This is a genomic window from Telluria sp. RT2P19 (assembly GCF_059685725.1).
The window spans coordinates 69,228-93,635 of sequence record NZ_JCASIL010000022.1; the positions used below are offsets into that span (position 1 = coordinate 69,228).

General features: G+C 68.5%; 20 protein-coding genes and 1 pseudogene. 9 read left to right on the plus strand and 12 right to left on the minus strand.

The features are described 5' to 3' along the window. Positions 1-151 precede the first annotated feature (151 nt). Both AC56KW_RS22220 and AC56KW_RS22225 read left to right on the plus strand, forming a co-directional pair. The gene (locus tag AC56KW_RS22220) at positions 152-2,008 is read left to right on the plus strand and encodes a caspase family protein (protein WP_497172826.1); all 1,857 of its coding nucleotides are present in this window, start codon (positions 152-154) and stop codon (positions 2,006-2,008) included. Next, a complete protein-coding gene (locus AC56KW_RS22225) occupies positions 2,005-5,358 on the plus strand; it encodes a CHAT domain-containing tetratricopeptide repeat protein (RefSeq protein ID WP_497172827.1) in 3,354 nt (1,117 codons plus the stop codon). The genes AC56KW_RS22220 and AC56KW_RS22225 overlap by 4 nt, the downstream gene beginning before the upstream one ends. 33 nt (positions 5,359-5,391) lie before the next feature. Here the strand turns inward: AC56KW_RS22225 and AC56KW_RS22230 are convergent, their stop codons facing one another. Then, positions 5,392-7,815, minus strand: coding sequence for a TonB-dependent receptor plug domain-containing protein (locus AC56KW_RS22230; RefSeq protein ID WP_497172828.1), 2,424 nt, complete (start codon positions 7,813-7,815; stop codon positions 5,392-5,394). A 356-nt stretch (positions 7,816-8,171) separates the two neighbouring features. Here AC56KW_RS22230 and AC56KW_RS22235 point away from each other — a divergent pair, with 356 nt between their 5' ends. Further along, a complete protein-coding gene (locus tag AC56KW_RS22235) occupies positions 8,172-8,369 on the plus strand; it encodes a hypothetical protein (protein ID WP_497172829.1) in 198 nt (65 codons plus the stop codon). A 1-nt stretch (position 8,370) separates the two neighbouring features. Beyond that, positions 8,371-8,880 (plus strand): hypothetical protein, encoded by a 510-nt coding sequence (locus AC56KW_RS22240; RefSeq protein WP_497172830.1) that lies wholly within the window; start codon positions 8,371-8,373, stop codon positions 8,878-8,880. Here the strand turns inward: AC56KW_RS22240 and AC56KW_RS22245 are convergent. From AC56KW_RS22245 to AC56KW_RS22285, 9 genes are all read right to left on the minus strand, one after another. Beyond that, entirely contained in the window at positions 8,843-9,613 is a 771-nt protein-coding gene (locus AC56KW_RS22245) for a spermine/spermidine synthase domain-containing protein (RefSeq protein ID WP_497172831.1), read from the minus strand. The two genes, AC56KW_RS22240 and AC56KW_RS22245, sit on opposite strands and share 38 nt — an antisense overlap. Positions 9,614-9,672: 59 nt before the next feature. Beyond that, on the minus strand, positions 9,673-9,987 hold the full coding sequence (locus AC56KW_RS22250) for a glutathione S-transferase N-terminal domain-containing protein (RefSeq protein WP_497172832.1): 315 nt from the start codon (positions 9,985-9,987) through the stop codon (positions 9,673-9,675). Positions 9,988-9,996: 9 nt separating this feature from the next. Continuing rightward, the gene (locus tag AC56KW_RS22255; protein ID WP_497172833.1) at positions 9,997-11,358 is read right to left on the minus strand and encodes a sensor histidine kinase; all 1,362 of its coding nucleotides are present in this window, start codon (positions 11,356-11,358) and stop codon (positions 9,997-9,999) included. Positions 11,359-11,380: 22 nt separating this feature from the next. After that, on the minus strand, positions 11,381-12,712 hold the full coding sequence (locus tag AC56KW_RS22260) for a sigma-54-dependent transcriptional regulator (protein ID WP_497172834.1): 1,332 nt from the start codon (positions 12,710-12,712) through the stop codon (positions 11,381-11,383). Positions 12,713-12,742: 30 nt separating this feature from the next. After that, positions 12,743-13,972, minus strand: coding sequence for an FtsX-like permease family protein (locus AC56KW_RS22265; RefSeq protein WP_497172835.1), 1,230 nt, complete (start codon positions 13,970-13,972; stop codon positions 12,743-12,745). Positions 13,973-13,987: 15 nt separating this feature from the next. Next, positions 13,988-15,298: an ABC transporter permease gene (locus tag AC56KW_RS22270; protein ID WP_497172836.1), complete on the minus strand. Its 1,311-nt coding sequence runs from the start codon at positions 15,296-15,298 to the stop codon at positions 13,988-13,990. A 10-nt stretch (positions 15,299-15,308) separates the two neighbouring features. Further along, positions 15,309-16,022, minus strand: a complete 714-nt coding sequence (locus tag AC56KW_RS22275) for an ABC transporter ATP-binding protein (protein ID WP_497172837.1) — start codon at positions 16,020-16,022, stop codon at positions 15,309-15,311. A gap of 38 nt (positions 16,023-16,060) precedes the next feature. After that, positions 16,061-17,329 carry an efflux RND transporter periplasmic adaptor subunit gene (locus AC56KW_RS22280; RefSeq protein ID WP_497172838.1) on the minus strand — a complete coding sequence of 423 codons (1,269 nt, stop codon included), beginning with the start codon at positions 17,327-17,329 and terminating at the stop codon, positions 16,061-16,063. Positions 17,330-17,488: 159 nt separating this feature from the next. After that, positions 17,489-19,267, minus strand: coding sequence for a YbhB/YbcL family Raf kinase inhibitor-like protein (locus AC56KW_RS22285; RefSeq protein ID WP_497172839.1), 1,779 nt, complete (start codon positions 19,265-19,267; stop codon positions 17,489-17,491). Positions 19,268-19,486: 219 nt separating this feature from the next. Between AC56KW_RS22285 and AC56KW_RS22290 the strand changes: the two genes are divergently transcribed. After that, a complete protein-coding gene (locus AC56KW_RS22290) occupies positions 19,487-21,055 on the plus strand; it encodes a MutS-related protein (RefSeq protein WP_497172840.1) in 1,569 nt (522 codons plus the stop codon). A 5-nt stretch (positions 21,056-21,060) separates the two neighbouring features. On the opposite strand, the gene AC56KW_RS22295 is transcribed toward AC56KW_RS22290, so the two are convergent. Then, a complete protein-coding gene (locus AC56KW_RS22295; RefSeq protein ID WP_497172841.1) occupies positions 21,061-21,252 on the minus strand; it encodes a phytase in 192 nt (63 codons plus the stop codon). Between the two features lie 13 nt (positions 21,253-21,265). Between AC56KW_RS22295 and AC56KW_RS22300 the strand changes: the two genes are divergently transcribed. From AC56KW_RS22300 to AC56KW_RS22315, 4 genes are all read left to right on the plus strand, one after another. Then, the gene (locus AC56KW_RS22300; protein WP_497172842.1) at positions 21,266-21,598 is read left to right on the plus strand and encodes a hypothetical protein; all 333 of its coding nucleotides are present in this window, start codon (positions 21,266-21,268) and stop codon (positions 21,596-21,598) included. A 198-nt stretch (positions 21,599-21,796) separates the two neighbouring features. Beyond that, positions 21,797-22,288 (plus strand): hypothetical protein, encoded by a 492-nt coding sequence (locus AC56KW_RS22305; protein ID WP_497172843.1) that lies wholly within the window; start codon positions 21,797-21,799, stop codon positions 22,286-22,288. Between the two features lie 22 nt (positions 22,289-22,310). Then, positions 22,311-22,541 carry a hypothetical protein gene (locus tag AC56KW_RS22310; RefSeq protein ID WP_497172844.1) on the plus strand — a complete coding sequence of 77 codons (231 nt, stop codon included), beginning with the start codon at positions 22,311-22,313 and terminating at the stop codon, positions 22,539-22,541. Beyond that, a complete protein-coding gene (locus AC56KW_RS22315; protein WP_497172845.1) occupies positions 22,538-23,506 on the plus strand; it encodes an alpha/beta hydrolase in 969 nt (322 codons plus the stop codon). The genes AC56KW_RS22310 and AC56KW_RS22315 overlap by 4 nt, the downstream gene beginning before the upstream one ends. Position 23,507: 1 nt before the next feature. Here the strand turns inward: AC56KW_RS22315 and AC56KW_RS22320 are convergent. Then, positions 23,508-24,264 (minus strand): annotated as a pseudogene (locus tag AC56KW_RS22320) (hypothetical protein); the annotation flags it as partial. Between the last annotated feature and the right edge of the window lie 144 nt (positions 24,265-24,408).

The window sequence follows — 24,408 nt, forward strand, 5'->3', positions numbered from 1 at the left end:
TCAGGTCTGCGAGCGCAGCCTGTTGCTGTGTTATTCGTTGACCAGAACGCACCGGGCGGGATTATTTTCCGGATTTTCCAAAAATATTCACGGTGCATGGTTTGCGTCGATCTGGTCGACAGAACCCGATCGGCTGTTCATAATCTTTCTCATGGTCACCACTCCCGCCCCCCTGATGCGCCGCTGGCTCATTGCACTATGGCTGGCGGGCGCCGTCGGCATGCCGGCCGGGGCGGCCGAGCGGCACGCGTTGCTGGTCGGGGTGTCGAGTCCGCCTGCGCTGCCGCGCAGCGCCTGGCTGGGCGGGCCACGCCACGACGTGCCGGCCATGCGCAAGGCGTTGCAGGCGCAAGGCTTCGCGGCAGCACGCATCGTCAGCCTGGCCGATGGCGTCGATGGCGCGGCGGCGCCGACCCGCGCCGCCGTCCTGGCCCAGCTGGCGCGCTATGGCGCAACCCTGCAGCCGGACGACGTGCTGGTCATCTACTGGTCCGGCCACGGGCTCTTGATGCCGGGCCGCCCGAGCCTGTGGCAGACGCCGTCCGGACAGCAGGTGCAGCTGCTGGCGCAGGATGCCCGGATCGATGCCCGCAGCCGCCAGCTCGCCGGCACCGTCAGCAGCGCCGATATCGGCCGGGCAATCGACGCCCTCGCGGCGCGCGGTGTCCAGGTCGTGGCGATGTTCGACAGCTGCCATGCGGCCGGCAGCACCCGCGGCGACGCCGGCCTGGCCTGGCGCGGCCTGTCCAGCGCCGCCTTCGTCGGGACATCAGGCTCGCCCAGCCTGGCGCGGCGGCCCGCGTCCGCGACCTTGCTGAAGGCGCCAACGCCGGAGCCGGCGGCGAGTCCGCGCGAGCGGCCGCTGTTCATCGGCTTCTTCGCCGCCGAACCGCAGCAGCGCAGCGCCGAGGCGCTCGCCAGCGATTATCCCGGCCAGGCGCGCGGCATTTTCACGCGTGCCCTGATCGCCGGCCTGCGCGACAATCCGACCAGCTACCTGGCATGGGCCAGCCTCACCAGCGCTTACTACCGCCAGCAGCTCGACGCGCGCCAGCTGCCAGCCAGTGCGCGCCCTTCGCCGGTGTACGCCGGCGCACTGGAACAGGCGCTGTGGACGGCCGGCGAGGTGCCGGCATTGTGGCCGGTACGCCAGGATGAACGCGGCTGGTACGTGCCCTATGGCCGCCTCGACGGCCTGCGGGTGGACGACGTCCTGCAGCGCGGGGCCGGCGCCTGGCGCGTGACCGAAACCGGTTGGAACGAAGCGCGGCTGGCGCCGCTGGGCGACTCCGCCGCGGGCCCGGGATGGGCCAGGCGCCTGCCTGGGGCAGCGCCGGCGCTGACGGTGCTGGAGCGGCGTCGTGGCGCCAGCACGATCGGGCTGTCCCTGCCCGGCCTCGGCGCAGTCCGTCTGCGCGTGCGCGACGACGAATTGCCCGCCCTGCGTGAGCGCGCCGCCGTCGTCGGCGCCGTGCTGGCGCTGCCGTCGACGGCGGCAGCGGCCCCGCTGCTGCGGGCACGCATCGAGATCAGGGCGCCCGGCCGGGCTGGCCTTGGCCATCACCTCAGCCTGCCGTTCGTCGACCGCGACCTGGGGCAGCTGGCGCCCGGCACGCGCCTGCGCGTGATCGTCGAGAATGGTGGCGCAAGCTCGGTCGACGCCGGCATCGTGCACCTGCCGCTGGTTGGGCCGGCCACCCGCGTGTTTCCCCGTCATGAAGGCGACAGCAACCGGCTGCCGTCTGCGCTCGAGTCGGAGGCGGGCCGCTTCGAACGCGAATTCGAGGTCACGGTCCAGGGCGCCGCCGGTGCGCCGGAATGGCTGGTGCTGGTGGCCGCGCCGGCCGCCAATGACGCAATGCCGCGCCGGTTCGCCCTGTTCGACGCCCTGCGTGCGAACACGGCGGATGAGAATCAACGCGGCGCGCTCCATGCAAGCCGCCATCTTCCAGAGCAGGCGCAGGTGGCGCGCATCAGCTGGCAAGTGGCGCCGGGAGCCCGGCAATGAGGCGGCGCCCGCGCTGCGGCGCCACCTTGTCCACGCTCGCATTGGCCGGCTGGCTGTGCATGGCGGCGGGCGCATTGCCGGCACAGGCGGCGCTGGCAGCGCCGGCCGACGCCGGCAGCTGCCAGCCGGCGGCCGATGCGCTGATCGACTTGGGCGAACAGGCGTTCGACAAAGAGCGCTACCCGGAAGCGATCGCGTCGTACGAACAGGCGCTGCGCCTGTGCCGTGCGGCCCGTGACCAGCAGGGCATCTCGGCCAGCCTGCTCAGGTATGGCAAGACACTGCATCATGTGCACCGCTATACCGAAAGCGAGTCGGCCCTGCTCGAAGGGTGGGCCCTGCGCCAGCAGCTCGGCACCGCCCCGCATCCCGGCGATCCAGACCGAGAGGCCATGTATTACCCGGCCGAGCTGATGTATCTGTACCGCCAGTGGAGCCGCTACGACCTGGCCTGGGCGTGGGGCGAGAAGGCGCTGCAGGCCAAGGGACGGCTGATCGGCACCAAGGCCAGTTCCTACGGCACCAGCCTGTCGAATATGTCCGGCATCGCCCTGGTCACGCGCGACTACGCGCGCGGCCTGCCGTATGCACGCGAGGCCATGGACATCTGGGAAGGTACGTCCGGCACCGACAGCACCGACCACGCCTGGGGCATGCGCGATGTCGGCGCCTTGCTGCTCGGGCAAGGCAAGATGCAGGAGTCCTACCACTACCTGGAGCGCGCCTACCGGATCCGGCTGGCGGCGTTCGGCCAGGACCGCACCGAAACCCAGACCAGCACGCAGGATCTGGCTACCTGGCATACCCAGGCCGGCAACGACGCCGAAGCCCTGCGCTTTGCCGAGCTGGGACTGGCCAGTGCGGTACGGCGCCTCGGTCCCGATGCGGTGGACACCAGCTACGCGCTGGCGCGCGTGGCGCGCATTCACCTACGCCTGGGCGAGACCGCGCAGGCGGCCGGCGAGGCCGAACAGGTGTTGCGCATCCGCCGCGCGGCGCTGGGCGAGCACCACGCCCAGACCGTGAATGCCTGGCAGGACGTCGCCAAGACCCAGCTGGCCAACAACCGTCTCGGCCGCTCGGCGGCCGCGGCGCAGGCGGCGCTGAAAGCTTGCCTGGCCATCCCGGGTGGCGTCGCCGCCTCGTGCGTCGCGCACCAGCTCGACCATGCCAGGGCGCTGCTGGCGCTGGGCCAGGCGGACGAGGCGCTGGCGCAATCCGAACGCGCCGCCGCATTGGCGCGCGGCCATGGTGAGCTGGACGGCGACGAGCGCAGCGCCATCATGCTGGCTGCGCAGGCGCTGCGCGCATTGGGCCGGCTGGCGCAGGCCGAAAGCGTCCTCGCCGACTTGGCCCGGCGGGTGGCGGCCTTGCCCGATCCGGGCGCCAACGGGCAACTCGACATCGCGCTGGCGCAGGACGCGGTACGCGCCGAGCGGGCCGGCACCGACGCCGCCGACCTGGCCGCGCTGGCCGCGCGCAGCAGCGCGCTCGCGCAGCAGGTGGGCGCGCAGCGCGGCCTGTCCCATCCCGCTTACGCCAGCGCGCTGCTCGATGCCGCCGCGCTTCACGCGCGCGGCCCCGACCGGGCGCTGGCGCGCGTGCACGGCGCCCGCGCCATGGCGATCGGACTGGCCAATCGCTCCACGCTGCTGCAGGCCCGCGCCGCCGCCCAGTTGAGCGAACTCGATCAAGGGGCGCACGCCGTGTTCCTCGGCAAAGTGGCTGTGAACGCCTTGCAGGCGGCCCGCGAAAACACGACCGGCTTGCCGGTCGAGCAGCAGCACAGCTTCGTCCAGTTGAAGAAGGAGGCCTACCAGCGGCTGGTCGACCAGCTGCTCGACCGGCGCCGCATCGGCGAGGCCGAGCGCGTGCTGGCGATGGTGGAGCACAATGAATTCCATGACCTGGTGCGCGGCGCCGCTACCGCCGCCACCGCCGCTACCGACGATATCGTCGCTACCGACGGCGGCGAGGATGTCCGTATCGCGCGCCTGCGTTTCGACGGTATCGACGAAGCGCCGGGGCGCCAGTTCGCACTGCGCGTACGCACGCTCGAGCAGGCCGCGCAAACGCTGGCCGGGGCGCGGGCGCGCCAGGCGCAGGGCAACGCCGACGGGGAGGCCGCACTGGCGGCGGCGCAGGCGGCCATGCAGGGCGTACTGGACCAGGCGACCCGGGAGTGGAGTGCGCAGGGAGAGCCGCCCGCGGTGCAGCCCGCCGGCGCCGCGGCAGGCATCGAGCAGCGCGCAGGCACAGGACTGGCCACGCTGGCGCCGGGCCGCCTGCACCTGACTTACCTGGTCGGCGAACAGCGCATTCGCCTCGTGGTCCAGCATGGCAGCATCGCCCGCGTGGTGACGCTGGACGTCGACGAGTCGGGTCTGGTGCGCGACATCGCCCTGCTGCGCAGCCTGGCGCAAAATCCCGGCCGTGATCCACGTGCGCAGGCCCAGCGCCTGTTCCGCCAATTGCTCGATCCCGTGCTGCCGGAGCTTTCCCGCGCGCGCAGCCTGACGCTGTCGCTGAACGGCGTGCTGCGCTACCTGCCATTCGCCATGCTGCACGATGGCCGCCAGTGGCTGGTCGAGCGCCTGCCGCTGCAGGTGGCGGGCAGCGCCGACATCGACACGCACGGCGGCGTGCTCAAGCAGCCGGTCGCCCCGCGGCCACGGTCGGTCGCCCTGTTCGGGCAAAGCCAGGCCAGCGGCGACTTGCCGGCCCTGCCGTTCGTGGCGCGCGAGCTGCAGGCGGTCGGCGCGATCGGCGGGGAGGGCGGGATACCCAGCCATACTTACCTCGATGCCGGTTTTACCGCCGCCGCCCTCGAGCGCGCCCTGCAGCGTAGCAGCATGGTGCATATCGCCAGCCACTTCGTGCTGCGTCCGGGGCGCGACGACGGCTCCTACCTGGTGCTGGGCCAGGGGCAGCAACTGAGCCTGGCGGAACTGGCGCAGGCGCGCTTTCGCTTTGCCGGCCTGGACCTGCTGACGTTGTCGGCCTGCGAAACGGCGGTGCCGGCCGGCATCGACGCCACCGGCCGCGAACTGGCGGGTCTTGCGTGGCTGGCCCGCGCGCGCGGCGCGCGCCATGTGCTGGCCAGCCTGTGGCGCGTCCCGGACCGCTCCACCGCCACGCTGATGACCGACTTCTACCGGACGCTGGGACGCGGCGCCGGCAAGCCGGAGGCGCTGCGCACGGCCCAGTTGCGCCAGATCCGCCGTGCGGCGCCGGAAGGTGGCGCACGCACCACGCACGCGCGCGGCTTGAAGGCGGTCGACGAACCGGCCTCGCGGCCCGCCTATGGCCACCCCTATTACTGGGCCGGGTTCACGCTGCTCGGTTCCTGATCCGCCAGCGCGCCCGGGCCCTTTTGCATCACGTCAGAAGGTGTAGTCCGCCTTCACATACGCCGAGCGTCCGTTCATCCCGAACGGGCAAGTCTCCCAGCAATGCGTGAACCCCATCTGCGGGAACGGCGCCGCGCGCACCGGATCCCAGCGCGTCGGGTAGGTGTCGAACAGGTTGTTCACGCCGGCCGACAGCGACAGGTTCTTGTCGAAGGCATAGCGGCCGGTCAGGTCGACGATCCACTTCGCTTCCCAGGTCTGGACGAACGGCGCCGTGAACCCTTGTCCCTGCACCTCGCCAAAGTAGTTGGCGCGCGCCGTCACGTTCCACGGCCCGGTCGTGTAGTCGGCCGACACCACGTGGTGCTTGCGCGGCTGGCCGCGCTCGATCAGCGTCACCTGAGCGTCGTCGAACAGCTGCGCACCGGTGAGCACCGGCGACTGCGAGTGGCGATCGTCGACTTCGGTCTTGTTGAAGCCCAGCTGGCCCGAGAGCACCAGGGTCGAACCCTGGCCGCGGATGGTCTGCTGCGCCACCAGGTCCAAGCCGGTGGTGGTGGTGTCGATCGCATTGGTGAAGAACTGGGCCTGCCCTACGCGCAGCGGGTCGAGGATGGATCGGATCGGGCACGCGGCCGGGGTCGGGCAGGGGCCGGACTCCGGCGCGATATTGCTGGAGAAGACGATGCGGTCGTCGATCCTGGTGCGATATACGTCGGCCGTCAGCGAGAAGCCTTGGGTCGGGCGCAGGATCATGCCGATGCTGGCGCTCTTCGAGGTTTCTTCCTGCAGCGGCGCGATGCCGAAGGCGCGGGTGACTGCGCTGTCCTCGCGCGCGGTGAGGGTTTCGGTCAGCACACCGGCCGCGTTCAGGTTGGTCGAGACCGAGCTGTAGAACTTCTGCTGCACGCCCGGCGCCCGGAATCCGGTGGACGCGCTGCCGCGGATACCGACCGTGCGGCTCGGGTCCCAGCGCAGGCTCAGTTTGCCGATGGTAGTGTTGCCGAAGTCCGAGTAGCGCTCGTGGCGCGCCGCGGCGCCGAGCGTGACGTTGTCGCCGAACGTGCGCTCGAGGTCGAGGTAATAGGCCGTGTTATGGCGGCCCTCGTCGACCGCGGTCGCCGGGGTATAGCCGGGGAAGCCCTGTATGCCGGACGCCGCGATGCCGCCGTTCTGGTCGAGGATGCGGATCAAAGGGTTATTGGTGCGGCCATACTGGTACGACACCGGGTCGCCGGCCTCGATCTCGTAATTGTCACGCCGCCATTCAAAGCCGGTAGCGACGAACAGCTCGCCGCCCAGCAGGTTGACCGGGCCCTTGAAGTCGAGGTTGAAGGTGGTCTGCTCGTACTTGAGCGTGCCGGTGTCGGCGGATGTGGGCGACTCGCCGTTCTCGTACCAGTAGCTGACGTTGATCGAGTTCCGTTCGTGGAACTTGAGCTGGCTGCGGCCGTGGTTGACGCTCACGTCCGCGCTCCAGCTGTTGGCCAGGTCATGGCGGTAGCCGACGGCGAGCGAGGCATCCTGCACGGTGGTCACGATATTCGGCAGGAAGCCATTCGGATAGACCGCGGGCACGTTGCGTGAATCCTCCGCCGGACGGAAGAAGCCGCCCGAATCGCCCTTGCGCTTGGAGGCGCCGCCAAAGGCATACAGTTCCCCGCCGCCCATCGGGATGGCCGAATTCATCCACAGATAGTAGTCCTTGGCGTTGCTGTCGCCCAGGCGCTGGGTCACGCGCGGCGGGTTGACGCGCAGGGTGTCCGGGCCCGCGCGGTTGGTCTCGTCGCGCTTGCGCGCCTCGACCGACAGGTTCAGGTAGCCGCCGTCCTGGCCCAGCGCGAAGCCGCGGTTGGCGCTGGCCGAGTAGGTGTCGCCGTCGCCTTCGTCGGTGGTGCCGGCGCTGGCGCTCAGGGTGCCGTTACCGGCGCCCTTCTTGAGGATGATGTTGATCACGCCCGCGATGGCGTCCGAGCCGTACTGCGCCGCGGCGCCGTCGCGCAGCACCTCGATCGACTGGATCGCCGACAGCGGGATCGCATTGATGTCGGTGCCGGCCGAGCCGCGGCCGATCGTCTGCTGCACGTTGACCAGGGCCTGCTGGTGGCGGCGCTTGCCGTTGATGAGCACCAGCAGCTGGTCCGGACCCAGGCCGCGCAGGGTGGCGGGGCGGATGATGTCGGTGCCGTCGCTCACGAAGGTGGACGTGAAGTTGAACGACGGGTCCAGGTCTTGCAGCACCTTGCCCAGCTCGAGCGTGCCGGCCGACTGGAGGTCCTTGCTGTTGATGAGGCCTACCGGGACCGCGGTATCGAGCGCCGTCTTGGCCTGGGTGCGCGAGCCGAGCACCACGACTTGCGACATGCTGTCGTCGGCCTGCTGAGCGGCCGCGGGCGCCAGCGCCGCCATCAGTGCCGACGCCAGCAGGGCGCGTCGCGGCAATATATTCTTTGTCATCCTCTTGGTCATCTGTACCCCTGCAGTGAGTGTTGTCATGTCATCCGTCATCCGGATGTCATTTGATGTTAGCAATGGGATACCAGCAAGAAATACCAAGCAGTCGAAGTAAGTAAATACGAAGGTGAATTTTTGCGTAGTCGTATCGCAAAAGATACAGTCTATTCTCGCTCATGCCCGGTTCATGAGTATTGGATAATGCTTTGAGAATAAGGAAATTTTTTATGGGAAATCTTATGAGTAGATGCATGCGCGATTGTTACGTTCTCTAACAAGATTCCCCGTGGCGGGCTGTCGAGTCGCTTTAGCATGGAAACAAGTCGGCGCTTTCGCCGCATTTCGTAGGCAGCCACATCATGATCCAACGACGAATCGACGAGCGGTCGGCGCTCGCTACCGAATATGCGTTGTTCCTGGCCGAGACGCGCAGCGTCTCGGCTGGCCTGATGTACCTCGAGAGCTGCGATGTCTCACGCGAGATCCTGCTGCGCGCCATGCAGGATCCCGCCGCCCGCCGCAGTCGCGAGCGGCGCCAACGGCAACGGAACGACTAGCATGAATATCACCCAGCTATGCAGGCGCTACGGCCTGCAGCACCACGGCAGCCTGGAGCGTGCATGGGACGCCCATGGGCCGAACGGCATCGTACTGATGCAGCTCTGGCACGCCCCCAACCAGAAGGTCCACGACCATCCGCTGCCCGGGGCACAGCTGCGGGTGCGCTGCTCCCATGCCGATGACGGTACCGAGGCCGACAGAGAAGCGCAGGCTGCCCGCGTGCGCAGCATCGCGGCGGTCGAGGAAGGCGCGCGCGGCTATGCCGCGATGTCGATCCCGCCGAGCCAATCGCGCGGCGCCGGCGCCTGGGCCAAGTATGCCAACCTGGAGCGGGTATTCCCGGTGCTGGCGCTGGAGCGTGAACCTTGCGGTACGGTGTTCGCGCTGCTCGGCGCGCCGGTGCCGGCGTCCGAGCTGGGCGTGACCGACCAGCCTGCAGGACGCCGCCCGCCCAAGCCCCGTCATATGCTTACGCGTGGTCGCGCATCCACTCTTTCAGGCCGTTGACCCAGTTCTTGGCCGGCAGGTTCAGGCGCCGCTTGATCTCGCCAGCGCGTTCGTACAGCACCGAGAAGTCGATCTCGGGGGCATCCTTGAAGGCCAGCACCACCACGTTCGCATCGTGCACCTCGGGCAGCCAGGCGACGGCGTCGAAGACCTGCTCCATGTGCAGGAAATTCTTGTCGTAGTTGCCGAAGTCGCCGAACACATTCGCGGTCATGACGCCCCCCGGCGCAAGGCTGTCGTAGCAGCCCTGGTAGAACTCGAGCGAATCGAGGACCGGGCCGCGCGCGTCCTGGTCGTACAGGTCGACCTGCAGCACGTCGAGCGTGCGGTGGTTGGCCGGGTCGAGCACGAAGTCGAGCGCATTCATCTCGCGCACTTCCAGGCGGGCGTCGTCGTCCGGCAAGCCAAAGAGCGCGCGGCAGATAGCGATCACGTTAGGATTGAGTTCGACCGCCGTGACACGCGCATCGGGAAAGCGCTGGTAGCAGAACTTGGTCAGCGCGGCGCTGCCCAGCCCCAGTTGCGCGATATGGCACGGCGTTCGCTGGAACAGCGTCCACATCATCATCATCTGCACGTATTCAAGCTCGATCGCGTCCGGCTTCGCGATGCGCATTGCCCCCTGGACCCAGGATGTGCCGAGGTGCAGGAAGCGCACGCCCTCGAATTCGTCGATGGTGGCGGGCGGATGCCCGGGCTGGGCGAAGCGGGGATCGATGATGGACGGCGGCATGGCGGGAGCGGACGGGGAACAAAGCCGATCTTACCAGAGAGCGGGCGCCGCCTTGGCCATCAAGCCACGCCGTTGCCGCACCATGCGGCGAAGCCGGGGCGGGCGCCAAGGCGCGCATACCAGGCCGCCACGTGCGGATAGTCGGGCGGCAATAGCGAATGGCCGCCGTGATGCTCGCACAGGTGGCAGCAGATGGTATTCGACTCCCACAGCACGAAGCCGTCGCCGACCAGCACCGGGACCATGCGGTTCGGCTTCAGCGCCGCGTGGCTGCCCTGCCACGCTGCGCGCACGAACGGTAATCCGAGGCCGGTGCAGGTCCACAGTACCTTGCGCACCTTGATCGAGGTGGCCTTGCCGACGACGGTCAGCATGATGTCCTGTCAGGCGGAGGTAGAAGGCGCGGGAAGGACCGGCAGGATCAGCGTCACCGCCAGGCCGCCGCCGTCGCGGTTGGCCAGCAGGATGCGGCCGCCATGGGCCTCGGCGATCTCGCGCGCCAGCGCCAGCCCCAGGCCGGTGCCGCTGCGCTTGGTCGAGTAGAACGGCACCAGGGCCTGGGTCAGTACCGCTTCGCTCATGCCGCTGCCGCGATCGAGCACGTCGATGCGCAGCTGGTCTTGCACGCGCCGCACCTGCAACTGCACCGCGTCCGGCTCCGACCCGGATTCGTGCGCGTTCTTGAGCAGGTTCAGGAGCGCCTGTTCCAGCTGGGCGGGGTCGACCGAGGCTGGTTCGGGCGGCAATTCGCCCTCGACCGAGAAATCGACCTGGCCCGCCAGGCGTGCGACCAGGCCGGGCCAGGGACAGACTTCCAGGCGCGGCGCCGGCAGCTTGGCGAAGCGCGCATACCCGAGGATGAAGCTCTCCAGGTGGCGGGTGCGTTCGCCGATGGTCTGCAGGATCTGCGGCAGGCGCTCGACCTGTCCGCGCCGTACCAGCTCGGCGCCGGAATGGGCGAGCGAGGCGAGCGGCGCCAGCGAGTTGTTGAGTTCATGGCTGATCACGCGGATCACCTTCTTCCAGGTCTGCACCTCCTGGCGCCGCAGTTCGACCGTCAACTGGCGCAGCAGCAGCAGTTCGTGGCGGCGTCCGTTCAGGTTGAAGGTGCTGCGTGCCAGGTGGTAGACCTCTTCGTCCTCGCCCTCGCCGGCGCTGAACAGGCCGTCGCCCCCGCGCGCCAGCGCTTCGCGCAGGGCCGGCGCGGCCTCGTCGAGCACCGCGCGCAGCGCATGGCCTTCGAGCTTGCGGCCATGCGCCAGCAACTGGCGCGCCGCGACGTTCGCATGCACGATGACACCGGCATGGGCCGCGGAGTCGGCCACCAGCAGCATTGCCACCGGCGTGTTCTGCACCATCGAGTCGAGCAGCAGTTCGCGCTGGGCCAGGCCCAGGCGCTGCTCGCGCAGCACGGCGCCGAGACGGTTGTGGGCCGCGATCAGGTCGCTCAACTCGTCATTCTGCGGCCAATGCAGGCTGAACGAAAAGTCGCCGTCGCGGTAGCTGTCCACCGTGCCTTCGAGCGCACGAAACAGCGACAGGATGGGCTGGACCTGCGCACGCAGGGTGATGATCGCTACCGGCAGCAGCCCGATCAGGCACAGGGCCGCCACCAGCAGCGGGCGGCCGGGGAACAGGGCGTCGAGGCCGAGGACGGCCAGCATGCCGAGCACGAGCAAGGTGCCGACCAGCGCCGACAGGCGCGTGACCAGCGAAAACCTGGCCCGGGCCGAGGCCTGGCTCATGGGCATTCGCTCATGAATGCAGTCATGGACGTTCGATCCCGAGCCGTTCCATGCGACGGTACAGCGCCTGGCGCGACAGCCCGAGTTCGTTCGCCGCCTGCGCCACCACGCCGCCGGCGCGCGCCAGCGCGCCCACGATGGCGTCGCGGTCGGGTTCCACATCCTGGACCGGCAGGCTGGCCACCGGCAGGCCGAGGTCAGCCACCTTGATGGTGTCGCCGCTGGAAAGCAGGTTGGCGCGCGCCATCACGTTCTTCAGCTCGCGCACGTTGCCGGGCCAGGGATGGGCCAGCAGGGCCGCCTCGGCCGAGGGGTGCAGCGCCTTGCCGCGGGCCAGGAAGGATTGCGCCAGCGGCAGGATATCGCCGGGCCGGCTCGCGAGCGGCGGCAGGCGCAACTCGATCACGTTCAGGCGATAGAACAGGTCTTCGCGGAAGGTCCCGGCGCGGATCATCGCCGCGAGATCGGCATTGGTGGCGCTGATCACGCGCACCTTCACCTGCCGCTCGCGGTTCGAGCCGAGGCGCTCGAAGCGGCCAGTCTCGAGCACCCGCAGCAGCTTCATCTGCCCGGCCAGCGGCAGGTTGCCGATCTCGTCGAGGAACAGGGTGCCGCCGTCGGCCGCTTCGAACTTGCCTTCGCGCGCCTTCGAGGCGCCGGTATAGGCCCCGGCGTCGGCGCCGAACAACTCGGCCTCGATCAGCTCGGACGGCAGGGCGCCGCAGTTGAGCACCACGAAGGGTCCGCCGGCCACCTGTGAATTGGCCTTGATGATCTCGGCGATACGCTCCTTGCCGGTGCCGTTGGGCCCCGTGATCAGCACCGGCACGTCGGCCCGCGCCACCTGGCAGGCCAGATGCAGCACGCGCTCGGTGGCGGGGTCTTGCCACACCAGGCCGCGCAGGTCGAAGTTCAGCTCGAGCTCGCGCTTGGCGCGGCGTTCGCGCTGCAGGCGGCTGCCGAGCGCGCGGTTGGCCTGGCCCAGCTCGATCAGGTTGCCGACCGTGGCCAGCAGGCGCTCGTCGTCCCAGGGCTTTTGCAGGTAGTCGGCGGCGCCAAGCTTGACCAGGTCGACCGCCGCGTCCAGATGGGTCCAGGCGGTGAGCAGGATCACGGGCAGGTCGGGATGGCGCGAGCGGATCTCGCGAAACAGCGCCACGCCTTCCTCGCCCGACGTGGTGTCGGCCGTGAAGTTCATGTCCTGGATGACCAGGTCGACCGGCTCGCTGGCGAGAAGGGCCAGGCCCGCCTCGGGCGAGGCCGCGCGCAGCGCCGCGATATCGTGCAGCGAGAACAGCACATCGAGCGCCATGGCGACGGCGGCGTTGTCGTCAATGATGAGAACTGTGGGCATGGCCGCCAGCATAGCATTCTCCCGCGCGGCCTAGGTACTGCGGGTGGCCAGCGCAGGGGAGGTGCTGGCCGCGCGCCACGCCGGACCATAGGCGGCCAGGATGCCGATCGCCCAGAACAGGATGGCGCCGGCGAGCAGGTAGGGCAACGGCAGGCGCGTCATTTCCAGCTTGCTCACCAGTAGCTGGTTCAGGCCGACTCCCAGCAGCACGCCACCGCACACGCCGCCGCTCGTGATCAGGACGTTCTCGACGATGAAGTAGCGCAGGATGTCGATCTTGCGGGCGCCGAGCGCGCGCCGCACGCCGATCTGCTTGCGGCGCTGGGTCACCCACAGGCTGGCCATGCCGACAATGCCGCTGCAAGTCACCAGCAGCAGCAGCACGCTGACCGTCACCAGCATCCAGGACAGCGCCAGGTCGGCGCGGTAGCGCTTTTGGCGGTCGTCTTCGACAGTGGCGGCCTCGAGGATCATCGGTGTACCCGAAGATCCGCGCAGCGCCTGCTCGGCATCCTTCATCACGCGGTCGCGCTGGCCTGGTTCGGTGCGCACCGCGTAGATGGCGCCGGCTTCGCCGTACAGCCGGGCCGGCACGATCACGGAGTATTCGCCCAGGTCGCCGATTTGGACATGGGGGGTCTGGAGACGCTCGACCACGCCCACGATCGTCGCGTCCGGTGCGGCGCCGGTGCCAAAGTACAGCCGCTTGCCGATCGCCGAGGCGCCGGGCCAGATCCGGTCGGCCAGCGCCTTCGTGACGATCAGGTTGCGGGGCGGCGTGCGCTCCTGCTTCTCGTTGACATCGATGAATTCACCGGGGAGGAAATCGCGTCCGTCCACCAGCCGCAGGCCGAAAGCCTGCACCAGCGAATCGCCCGAGACGTACATCGCGGCCGCCGTGGTTTCTTTTTGCGGATCGCCGTCCGCCGACATGCTGCTGGTACTGCCGCTATTCGACAGCGGCATCTGCGAGACGTGCGCCGCCGCGACAACGCCGGGCACCGCGCCCAGGATCTCGGTATGCCGCTTGATGGAGGCCAGCATCTGTTCCGGCGTATCGTTGTTCAGGCTGCGCACCTTGAAGTAGAAGGTCGCGGCTTCGTCGAGCAGGCCCGAGGGGCGGGCGGCGACCTCGCGGCGCTCGTTGACGATGTGCAGCGCATTGGCGAGGATGGCCAGGCTGAGGGCGACTTGCAGCGCGACCAGAATCGGGCCGGTCTTGTTGCGCAGCAGCGCCACGAGGATGGGTCGGATTTCCATGATTGACTCCCGGGTTTACTGCGATTTGAGCTGGATGGCTGGCGTGACCTGGCAGGCGCGCCAGGTCGGCAGCAGGCCGGCGATCAGCGCGGCGGCGACCGACATCAGGAAGGTCAGGGCCAGCATCTGCAAGTCCATGCGCGCGGCGGCCGCCATTCCCGCGCTCTGCATGGCGATCAGGGCCAGCGCGCCGAAGGCCAGCCCCAGGCCAAGCAGGCCGCCGGCAAGGCCGATCACACCGGTCTCGACCAGAAATTGCCGGAAGATGTCGCGGCGGGAAGCGCCGAGTGCGCGGCGAATGCCGACCTCGCTCGCGCGGACCGAGAACTTGGCCAGCAGCAGGCCGATGGTATTGACCAGGCACAGCACGAGGAAAGCGAACGCCAGCCAGGCGGACAGCTTGCTGTCGTTGCCGACGACCTTGAGTTTTTCCATCCATTCCATCACGTCGTAGAGCATATTGGGCGCCTTGCGCTGCATCCGGCCCAGTTTGCGCTGGTCATCGGCATAGTTGTCGATGTAGGCTTGCAGTTCGCCACGGTCGCTGCTCGCGCGGGCCTCGAACCAGAACTGGATCCAGGTGCATTCGGACGCCAGCAGGGCGGCGTGGCCGCTTTCGCGGGGGCCGCTGCAACTCATGCTGCCGGCATGCGTGGTTTCGTGGCGGATGGCGCTGGCGAAGGGAATGAAGAACTCTTCGCCCTGGCCGGCATGGCGCCCGCCGACCAGCTTGTAGTAGCGCACCAGCGGCGTCCACGTGCCGGCAACCCCGACCACGGTGAAAGGGTGGCCCATTATCATCAGGCGCTGGCCGACCGGGTTGGTATCGCCGAACAGCTTTTCCGCCATGGCCCGGCCCAGCACGACCACGTCGGCTCCACGTGCGTCATCCTGCTCGCTCCAGGCTTGGCCGTGCAGGAAAGGCACGTCGAACATGGCAAAGAAATCCCGCGTCGGCGCCAGGCCGCTGGCCTGGAAGGCCGAGATGTCCTTGCGCGGCGGCTCGATCGGAAGCTGGACTCCGTACATCGCGGTGCGTCGCAGGCCCTGGCCGCTACGCAGCAGGTTTGCGGCATCCTGATAACTCATCTGCATGTCGTCGGGGTCGGCGCCCGGGGTATATCCCTCCGGATCGGCGGTGTCGAACTGCGGCACGAACAGGCGCCCACTCTTGGACGGGATCGGATCGCCCGACATCATGTGCAGGATGGTAAGCGTCGAGACGCTGGCGGCGACCCCGATCGCCAGGGTCAGCACCATCAGCGCGGTGAGCGCCGGGTTGCGGCGCAGGCTGCGTACGCCGAGCGTGAAATAGTAGCCGAACATGGAAAGCTCCTCAGGCCGGCTGGCCGTTCGAGGCGACGGCCAAGGAAGGGCCGCGCCGCACCAGGTCGGACACCTGGCCGTCGATGATGTGCACATTGCGGTGGGTGCGCACCGCCAGCTCGGGATCGTGGGTCACCATCAGGATGGTGGTGCCGGCGGCGTTGATCTCTTCCAGCAGCTCCATCACGCCGCGCGCCATCTGTGTGTCCAGGTTGCCGGTCGGTTCATCGGCCAGCAGCAGCTTGGGGCTGCCGGCCAGCGCGCGGGCGATGGCGACGCGCTGCTGCTGGCCGCCCGACAGCTCGGCCGGATAGTGCTTCATGCGCGAAGCCAGGCCGACCTTGGACAGCGCGTCCTCGATGCGTTCCTTGCGCTCGCGCGCATTGAAGCCGCGGTAGCGCAGCGGCACGTCGACGTTGTCGAACAGGTTCAGGTCGGGGATCAGGTTGAAGCCCTGGAAGATGAAACCGAGTTTCTCGTTGCGCAGGCGCGAGCGCGCCGCGTCGCCGAGCCCCTTCACGTTGACGCCGTCCAGGATGTATTCGCCGGACGTGAATTCCTCGAGGAGGCCCGCGATATTGAGAAAGCTGGTCTTGCCGGAACCGGACGGGCCGGTGACGGTCACGAATTCCCCCGGCTTGACCTGGATCTCGAAGCCGCGCAGCGCGTGAGTCTCGATCATGTGAGTGCGGTACACCTTGCTCAGGTTGGACATGCGCAACATGGTTTGCTCCTTGGTCTGGTTATGTTCTTGAAGTGGATTCACTGGTTGATCGAGACACGCTCGGCGTTCCTGAAGGCGTCGGTACCGGAGACCACGACCTGGTCGCCCTGCTTGAGGCCGGACAGGATCTCGACCGCCGAGATGCTGGTGGCGCCGAGCTGGATCGGCGTGCGCACGGCGACGCCATCGTGCATCACGTAGGCATGGCGGCCGCCTTCGTTCTCGACGAAGGGGCCGCGCGGCAGCAGCAGCACGTTCGGCTTTTCCTCGATCAGCAGGCGCGCCGTGAGACGCTGGCTCTGGCGCAGCCCCTTGGGCTGCTCGCCGTCGAAGCGCACCCGCGCCAGCACCTGGTTCTTGACCACCTCGGGCGACAGCGCCGACAGCTTGCCGGTGGCGCGGCCCGAGGGCAGGGTGATCTCGGCGCTCATGCCCAGGCCCAGGTCGCCCGCATAGGTCTCGGGCACCTCGAGTTCGACCTCCAGCCGCGACAGGTCGACCAGCGTCATCAAGGGGGCGTTGGCCATCACCACCATGCGGTTCTGGACGTTCAGGGTGCCGATGAAGCCATCGACCGGCGCGCGCACGGTCAGCTCGTCGACGCGACGCTGGGCATTGGCCATCGACAGGCGCGCGCGCTCCATCTCGTTGGTCTTGGTGCGTATCGCCAGCTGGACGTCGTCGCCTTCCAGCGCGGCCGCCTGCGCCGCATGCCTGGCGCGGATGCCTGCCGAGTTGAGCGCGTCCTGGGCCTTCTGGTAATCGATCTTGGCGATGATGCCGACCACGCCCACGCTGTCGTAGCGTTCCACGGTGCGCTGGGCCGACAAGCGCTCGATCTCGGCGGTGTCGGCTTCGCGCCTTGCCAGCAGCTTCTGCTTGCTGGCCAGGATCTGCTGGCGCGCCACCTCGGCCTTGAGCTGCTCGTAGGTCGACACTTCGCGCTTGAGGGCGTCGGTCAGGTCGGGCGACTCCAGCACCGCCAGCACGTCGCCCTTTTTCACGGTGTCGCCGGCAGCGACCTTCAGGTTGACGGTGGCGGGCGCGGTGGAATACAGGGTCGGGCTGACGGCGGCCACCACGCGGCCGTTGACGGCGGCGTCGCGCACCAGGGTGCCGCGGCCGACTTCTGCGATGCGCACGCGGCTGGCGGAGACGGAGTGCTCGCTGCCGCCCCAGGCGGCGAACAGGGCGAAGCTGGCGGCGGCCAGGGCGATGGCGCCGCCAGCCAGCAGTGCGCGGCGCTTGAGTGCGTGGCCGGCCGGCGGTGCGACGACGGCGTCTTGTTGGGATGTATCGCGAATCATGGAGTGTCCAATAACGACGGGTTGCCTGTCGTTACAGCACGATCCATGCCAGCGTGTAAGTTATTGATTCATAAGACAGGGGGCGGCGGACGCCGCTGTCCGCGGTGTCCGTCCGGCCCTGGGCGGTCGTTCGCGGACAGGATTGTCCGCGTCGCCATGCTACTTCTGCGGTTGCTGCTTCTGGCCGTACTTGCCGATGATGTCGCCCTTGGCCAGCACATGGCCCTTCATCGCCGCCAGCACCTGGTCGCGGTCGGCGCCGAATGGTACGTCGAGCATCTTGTCGAGCGCATAGACCTGGAAGTGGTAGCGGTGCGCCGGCTCGCCGACCGGCGGCTTGGGACCATAGTAGCCGGGCGCGCCGCGCGTGGTGCGGCCCTGCAGCACGCCGTCCGGGTCGGACAGGCGCGGCTGCTCCTGCACGCCTTCCGGCACGCTGGTGATATTGGCCGGGATGTTCCACATCACCCAGTGCACGAAGGGCGTGACCGGCTTGGCGTCCGGGTCTTCCATGATGACGGCGTACGACTTGGCGCCCGCTACCGGTTTCCACGACAGCGCCGGCGAGACGCCGTCCGCATACTCGGTGTAGCGCTCGTCCATCATGCCGTTGCTGGTGAAGCTGGACGACGACACGCTCAGCTTCCCCTTGGCGTCGGTCTCGGCACGCTGGTTCGCCAGCGGGACCTTGTTGCCTTTATTGGCCTGCTGTTCCATGGGGCCGGCCGGCGCCTTCGGCGGCGTGGCGGCGGCCGCCTTGGCGCCGGAGTAGGCGACGCGGTAGATCACGCCGTTGGCGTCGTCGGCCATCAGCAGCGCACCGTCCTTGGCCAGCGCCAGGCCGACCGGGCGCGCGATGTGGGTCTTGCCGCCGTCCGTCAAAAAGCCGGTGACGAAGGGTTCGACCGATGTCGGCTGGCCGTCCTGGTAGCGCACGCGCACGATCTCGTAGCCCGATGCCGGCACCCGGTTCCACGAGCCGCGCATGGTGACGAAGGCGTCGTCCTGGTATTCAGGCGGGAAGGCGCTGCCGGCGCCCCATACCCACTGCATCGGCGCCGCGTGGGCGGTATAGCCCAGCACCATCGGCGTGCTGCGCGCCTTCCACTCTGCTTTGCTGATCTCGCCCTGCGGCGTGCTTTGCGGGTAGATCTCGCCGGCCCCGTACACGTGCGGCCAGCCGTACTGCTTGCCCAGCTCGATCTTGTTGATCTCTTCGGGCTGCACGTCGTCGCCCAGGAAGTCGATCCCGTGGTCGAAGCCCCACAGCTCGCCCGTGGTTGGATGCCAGCCGAAACCGATCAGGTTGCGCAGGCCGCTGGCGTAGATGGTGCGGCTCTTGCCGTCGGGCGAGATGCGCAGCAGGGTCGCGTTCTCGGGGTTGCTTTCATTGCAGGTGTTGCAGGTGCTGCCGACGCTCAGGTACAGCATGCCGTCCGGGCCGAAGGCCATGGTACGGTTGGCGTGCTGGCCGGCGTCGGGCAGGTCGCCGGCCAGCATGGTCAGTTCGCCCAGGCGGCCGTCGGACTTGATGTCGGCCACGAACAGCTCCTTGACGGTGACGAGGTAGAACTTGTTGTCGCGGATCGCCAGGCCGTGGGCGCCGGCGCGGTTGGCCACCGTGACCGGCGCGCCGTCGGCGCGGCCGTCGCCGTTGGCGTCGCGCAGCAGCAGCACGTCGCCCTGGTCGCGCCGGCTCACGTAGACGTCGCCATTCGGCGCCACCGCGATGATGCGTGCATTCTTGAGGCCCGTGGCGAAGGCGCCGACCGTGAAGCCTTGCGGCGCCTTGAGCGCCTTGATGCGCTCTGGCGTGGCCTCTACCTTGTTGGGTTTCCAGACGTTGATCTTGGTGGAGAACAGGGTGCCGTCGCCTTGCTGGGCGTTGGCCCAGCCGAACACCAGGCACAGCGCGGCTGCGAGCGAAACGCGTTTCATCGGGGCCTACCTTTCTTGGTCGTTGTTGGTGGGAGCCTTGCGCAAGTGATCGTGCCAGCGATTCGGAATACGGTATGTTGGGAAACGTACATTGTCGAATTCCTGTTGGGCATGCGCCACGGGTAATTTCGTTCTGCAAATGTTTTCGATCTTGCAAGTTGGAAAATCCGTCCCTATGTTGGACTGGCACCCGGCGCCGCCGGTTCTGATGGACAGACCTTGTCGTTGTTCGACCGCCTGCACGACCTGTGGCGCAGCTGCGCGCCCACCACCCCGCCACCACCACCGCGTTACTTCTTCACGCCGGACGACGTCGCGCGCCTGCACCGCCAGGGCGGCGCCGCCGGCCTGGACGACCAGACCTGGAGCGACCTGCTGCTCGAATCGTACGAAGAAACGCTGGCGCCGCAGGCCAGCATCTTCGGGCGCCAGGTGCTGCACCTGCGCCTGCGCGCCGGCATCGACGATGCGGCCTGCAGCGCGCAGCGCACGCGGCTGCAGGCCTTGATGGACGACCCGGCACGCCTGGAAGCGCTCGACGCCAGCCTGCGTATCCTGCGCCATGCCGATGCCGAAGTGACCGGCCTGCTGTTTACGGATGCGGCGCCATCCATCCCGCCCTGGGCGCGCTGGCTATGGCTGCTGCCGCTTGCGCTGCTGCTGTCGCTCGCGGCCCTGGTCACGCTGCCGCTGGGATGGATGCTGACGCTGGCGGCGCTGGTTCCCCTGATGCTGCTGCAGATGCGCTACCACCGCCCGCTCGAAGCGTGGGCCGCCACCATCCGCGCGCTGCACGCGCTGCTGCGCACGACCAGCCTGCTGGGCAAGCAGGGCGGAGCACTGCTGGCGCCTTTCGTGGACGCCCGCGCAGCCAGCGAGCGCCTGCACGTGCGCCTCGCGCGCTCGCTGGGCCTGCGCATGATCCCGGGCGCCAGGCAGTATGCCGACTGGTTCGCCGCCGCCAACGTGGCGCATTACTTCAAGACGGCGCGCATCGTGCATGCGCAACGCGCCTTCCTGCGCGAGCGCTACCTGGCCTGCGCCAACCTGGAGGTCGACGTGGCCCTGGCGCGGCATCTGGCGTCGGTGGAGTGCTGGTGCTGGGCCGAACGCGGCGACGCGCGCACGCTGGTGCTGGAAGGCGGCGTCCATCCGCTGATGGCGCAGCCGGTTCCACTATCGGTGGCATTGGACGGCAGAAGCGCCTTCATCTCGGGCCAGAATGCCTCGGGCAAGAGCACCTTCCTGCGCATGGTCGGGCTGAACGCGATCGCCGCGCGCGCCTTCGGCTTTTGCTACGCCACGCGGGCCCGCCTGCCGGCGCTGCCGGTGCGCGCCAGCATGCAGAACGAGGATTCGCTGCTGGGCGGCGAGAGCCTGTACATGGCTGAGCTGCGCCGTGCCCGCGAATTGCTGGAAGCCGCCGGCCAGCCGCCTGGCATCTGCCTGATCGACGAAGTGTTCCGCGGGACGAATCACCTGGAATCGGTGTCGGCCGCCTGCGCGGTGCTCGAGCAGCTGGCCGCGCGCGACCTGGTGCTGGTGTCGTCGCACAACCTGGTGCTGGCGCCGCTGCTGCGTGGGGAGTTCGAGCCGTTCTTCATCGATACGGCAGGCGGTCGCCCGGCGCTGGCGCCGGGCGTGCTGAATAACCCGAACGGGATCGCGCTGCTGGCGACCCAGGGGTTCGGTGGACAGATAGAGGGGCGTGCGGCCGAAGTGGCGCGCTGGTTGAGCAGCCACCTGGTGGCGCCGGAAGCAGGCGCGCCGGGGTTGCGGCGCGCCTGACCGGATCAATCCAGCTTCAAGGCCCTGGCGATATCGTCCCAGGCCACCGCCTGGTAGTTCTGGGCGCCTTCCGGCATGCGCTTGAAGCCGTCGTGCACCACCAGCATGCCGCGCGAGAACGGGCCGCCGGAGTTGGCCGGGCTGACTTCGAGCCCGTCTGTTTCCGACGCGCCGTCGATGCCGGCCACCGGGTCCACGCACCGACCCGGAATGCGCCGCGCACCATCGAGCTGGCTCGACCGGCCACGGCCGCGCGCCAGCGGGATGGCGGCGCGCCTGGCGCAACAGGCCGCCGAGCAGGAACAATCGCGGGCGCCGGGCATCCTCGCCGCACTGTATGACTGCCTGCTGGCCAATGTGCGCATGGCGCCGACGCTCGAGCGCACGGCGGCCGGCTTCGGCGTCAGCCCGGCGACCCTCAAGCGCCAGCTGCCGCGCCACCACACCCACTTCCAGGGTGAGCTCGACCCATGTGGCGCTGTGGCTGCTCCAGGTCGAACGGGCCGACAACGAGGAAGTCGCGCACTACCGGGGCTTTCATGACGCGGCCAATTTCCGGCGCTCGTTCAGGCGCTGGACCGGCCTCACGCCGGGCCCGCTCCGGGCCGCTGGACGGTGAACCGGGCTGGTTCACGGGGGCGCAGGAGAGCCGGGAGGATAGGCGCCGGAGAGAATCCGTGCATATTCCATTCTTCGGGAAATGGTATCTTTCACAACCAAGACCGTTTTCGAAGAAGAGGAATGAGCGCCAGCCTGGTCCTGCACATCGTCTGCCCAACCCAGAAGCGCGGCTTCGCCGCGTGCATGTCCTTTTGCTTCGTCTGTCTGCTGGCCTACGGCCTGGCGAGCGGCGCGCGGCCCGACCTGTCCCCCGGCGGCGTCGTCTTCGCCGCCTGCGCGCTGGCCATTGTCAGCGTGGCCGCCTGGGCGCTGTACCGCAACTTCGTGTTCCAGGACGAGCTTTATATCGCCTGCGACGGCGAGCTGCCGCCGATCGAGCTGGCGTTCCGGCTGGAGGATATCTGCGCGGTGCGGCTGCTGCCGGCGCCGGAAGCCTGGACGCCCGAGGCAAAATGGGATGCGTTGGGCTTTGGCCACGGCCGGATCGAGATCGAGACCGCGACCCACCGCTACTTCTTCGGTGCGGGGCTCGACCAGGAGGGGACCGAGAAGGCGCTGGAACGGATCCACGGTTTTTGCCTGGCGCAGCGCGGCATGCCGGTCGCGGCGTGAACAACAATGAACAAGGAATGGTATGTCCAAGCTTGAAAGGAAGTGGTGGTTCGTGTCGATCGTGAGCGTTCTCACGGTAATCTCGACGATCGGGTTGCTGCATGCAGCCGGGCTCCCGCCTTTGCGCTACGGCGCGGCGCAGTGGGCGGTCTGGTTCCTGTGTTTCGTGGGCCTGCAGCGCTGCTTTTCCTTCCTGGGCTGGCTGGCCGTCCTGACCATCTCGCCCAAGACGATCACCGCGGAGCGCGCATGAGAGCCGCCGCCAGCCTGGTCGCCACCCTGCTGCTGGCCGCCGGCATCGCTTCGGGGCAGACGCTCGAAGAACACATTGCGCTCGAGACGCCGACCGGCCGCATCGCCGGCACCCTGCAGTTGCCGGCCGCCGCCGCCGACAAGCCGGAGGGAGCCCTGAAAGGGGTCCTGATCATCGCCGGTTCCGGTCCGACCGATCGCGACGGCAACAGTCCCCTGGTCCCCGGCCGTAACGACAGTCTCAGGATGCTGGCAGTGGCGCTGGCGGAGGAGGGCATCGCTTCGCTGCGCTACGACAAGCGCGGCGTGGGCGCCAGCCTGCCGGCGGGGCCGACGGAATCCGAACTGCGTTTCGAACATTATGTCGACGATGCCGCGGCCTGGATCACCAGGCTGAAAGCCGATCCGCGCTTCGGCGCTGTCGCCGTGATCGGGCACAGCGAGGGTTCGCTGATCGGCATGCTGGCGGCCCAACAGGCCGGCGCCGCGGCGTTTGTCTCGATCGCCGGCATCGCCGATGGTCCCTCCAGTGTCCTGCGCAAGCAACTGGCAGGCAAGCTGCCGCCCGAGCTGGACAAGGAGAGCGAGCGCATCCTGGCAGCGCTTGAAAACGGCACGACGGTCGACCAGGTGCCGCCTGCACTGCTGACGCTGTACCGCCCGAGCGTTCAGCCCTATATGATCTCGTGGTTCAAGTACGTGCCGTCGGAGCGCATCGCCGCCTTGACCATGCCGGTGCTGATCGTGCAGGGCAATACCGACATCCAGGTGGCGGTCGCCCAGGCTTATGGCCTGCACCGCGCCAGGCCGGATGCGACCCTGGCGATCATTCCCGGCATGAATCATATCTTCAAGCACGTGCGGGCCGACCCGGCGCTGCAGGCCGCAGCCTACAGCGATCCGAGCCTGCCGGTCTCGCCGCTGCTGGTGAAGGCGGTCGGCGACTTCCTGCGCAAGGTCGACTAGGGGCCGCAGCCACCATATTGCGCAGTGCCGGCAGCACTTCTTCCCAGTTGCGTTGTCTTGAGGCCGCAGTCGGGATTGATCCACAGGCGCCCGGCCGGGATGCCGGGGGGGCGGCCTTGCGCATCAGGTCACGATGTGGTCCGGGCTCGGGATATTGGGCGAATGGATGTCGTACACGCCCGGCCCGATCTCGTTCGGATACTGACCATCGCCGAAGGCGTCCAGCAGCGCCATGTCGGAACGCGAGGTCCCGATCGTGATCACGTCGGCATCCATGGCCGCAATGGCGGCGATGATGTCGTTAAACTCCGAATAGCACATATGGGTGTGGACCCGGGTCTCGTCGGCCACGCCGTTGGCGGCGATGCGCAACGATTCCACCGTCCACTCGAGGTAGGTCGCCCATTCCGAGCGCCGCAGCGGCAAGCCTTCGCTCGGCGCCGCCTCGTCGATCTGGATCACGCGCACGCCGGCGCGTTCCAGGTCCAGCACTTCCTCGCAAATTGCCATGGCCAGCTGGCGGCAGCTCATGGCGCGCGGCCTCGCCGTGCACGAACACGTCCAGCCCCAGCGCTTCCTGCTCGCGCACGCAGCGCGCGATTTCGGCGCGCGTCGCTTCTTCATAGGCCGCCGCATCAAGCGCGCCCTTTTATGGGCGCTGCGGGCCTGGCGGATCGCCGCCGTCTGCGGGGAGGAACCGATGGTGTGGGCGGGGCGTTCGGCAGCCGGAGCAGGGCGGCCTGCCTGGCGCTGCGTTCTGCCTGGCCGCTGGCGCGCTGGCCTGCTGCGAGGTGAGCGCGGCCAGGGCCTGCGCCACGATCACGCCCAGCGACAGCACCTTGTCCTGGCCCGGCGCCGCGATGACCGGCGCGGGCGTTGATCGCATCCAGGCGCAGGTCCTC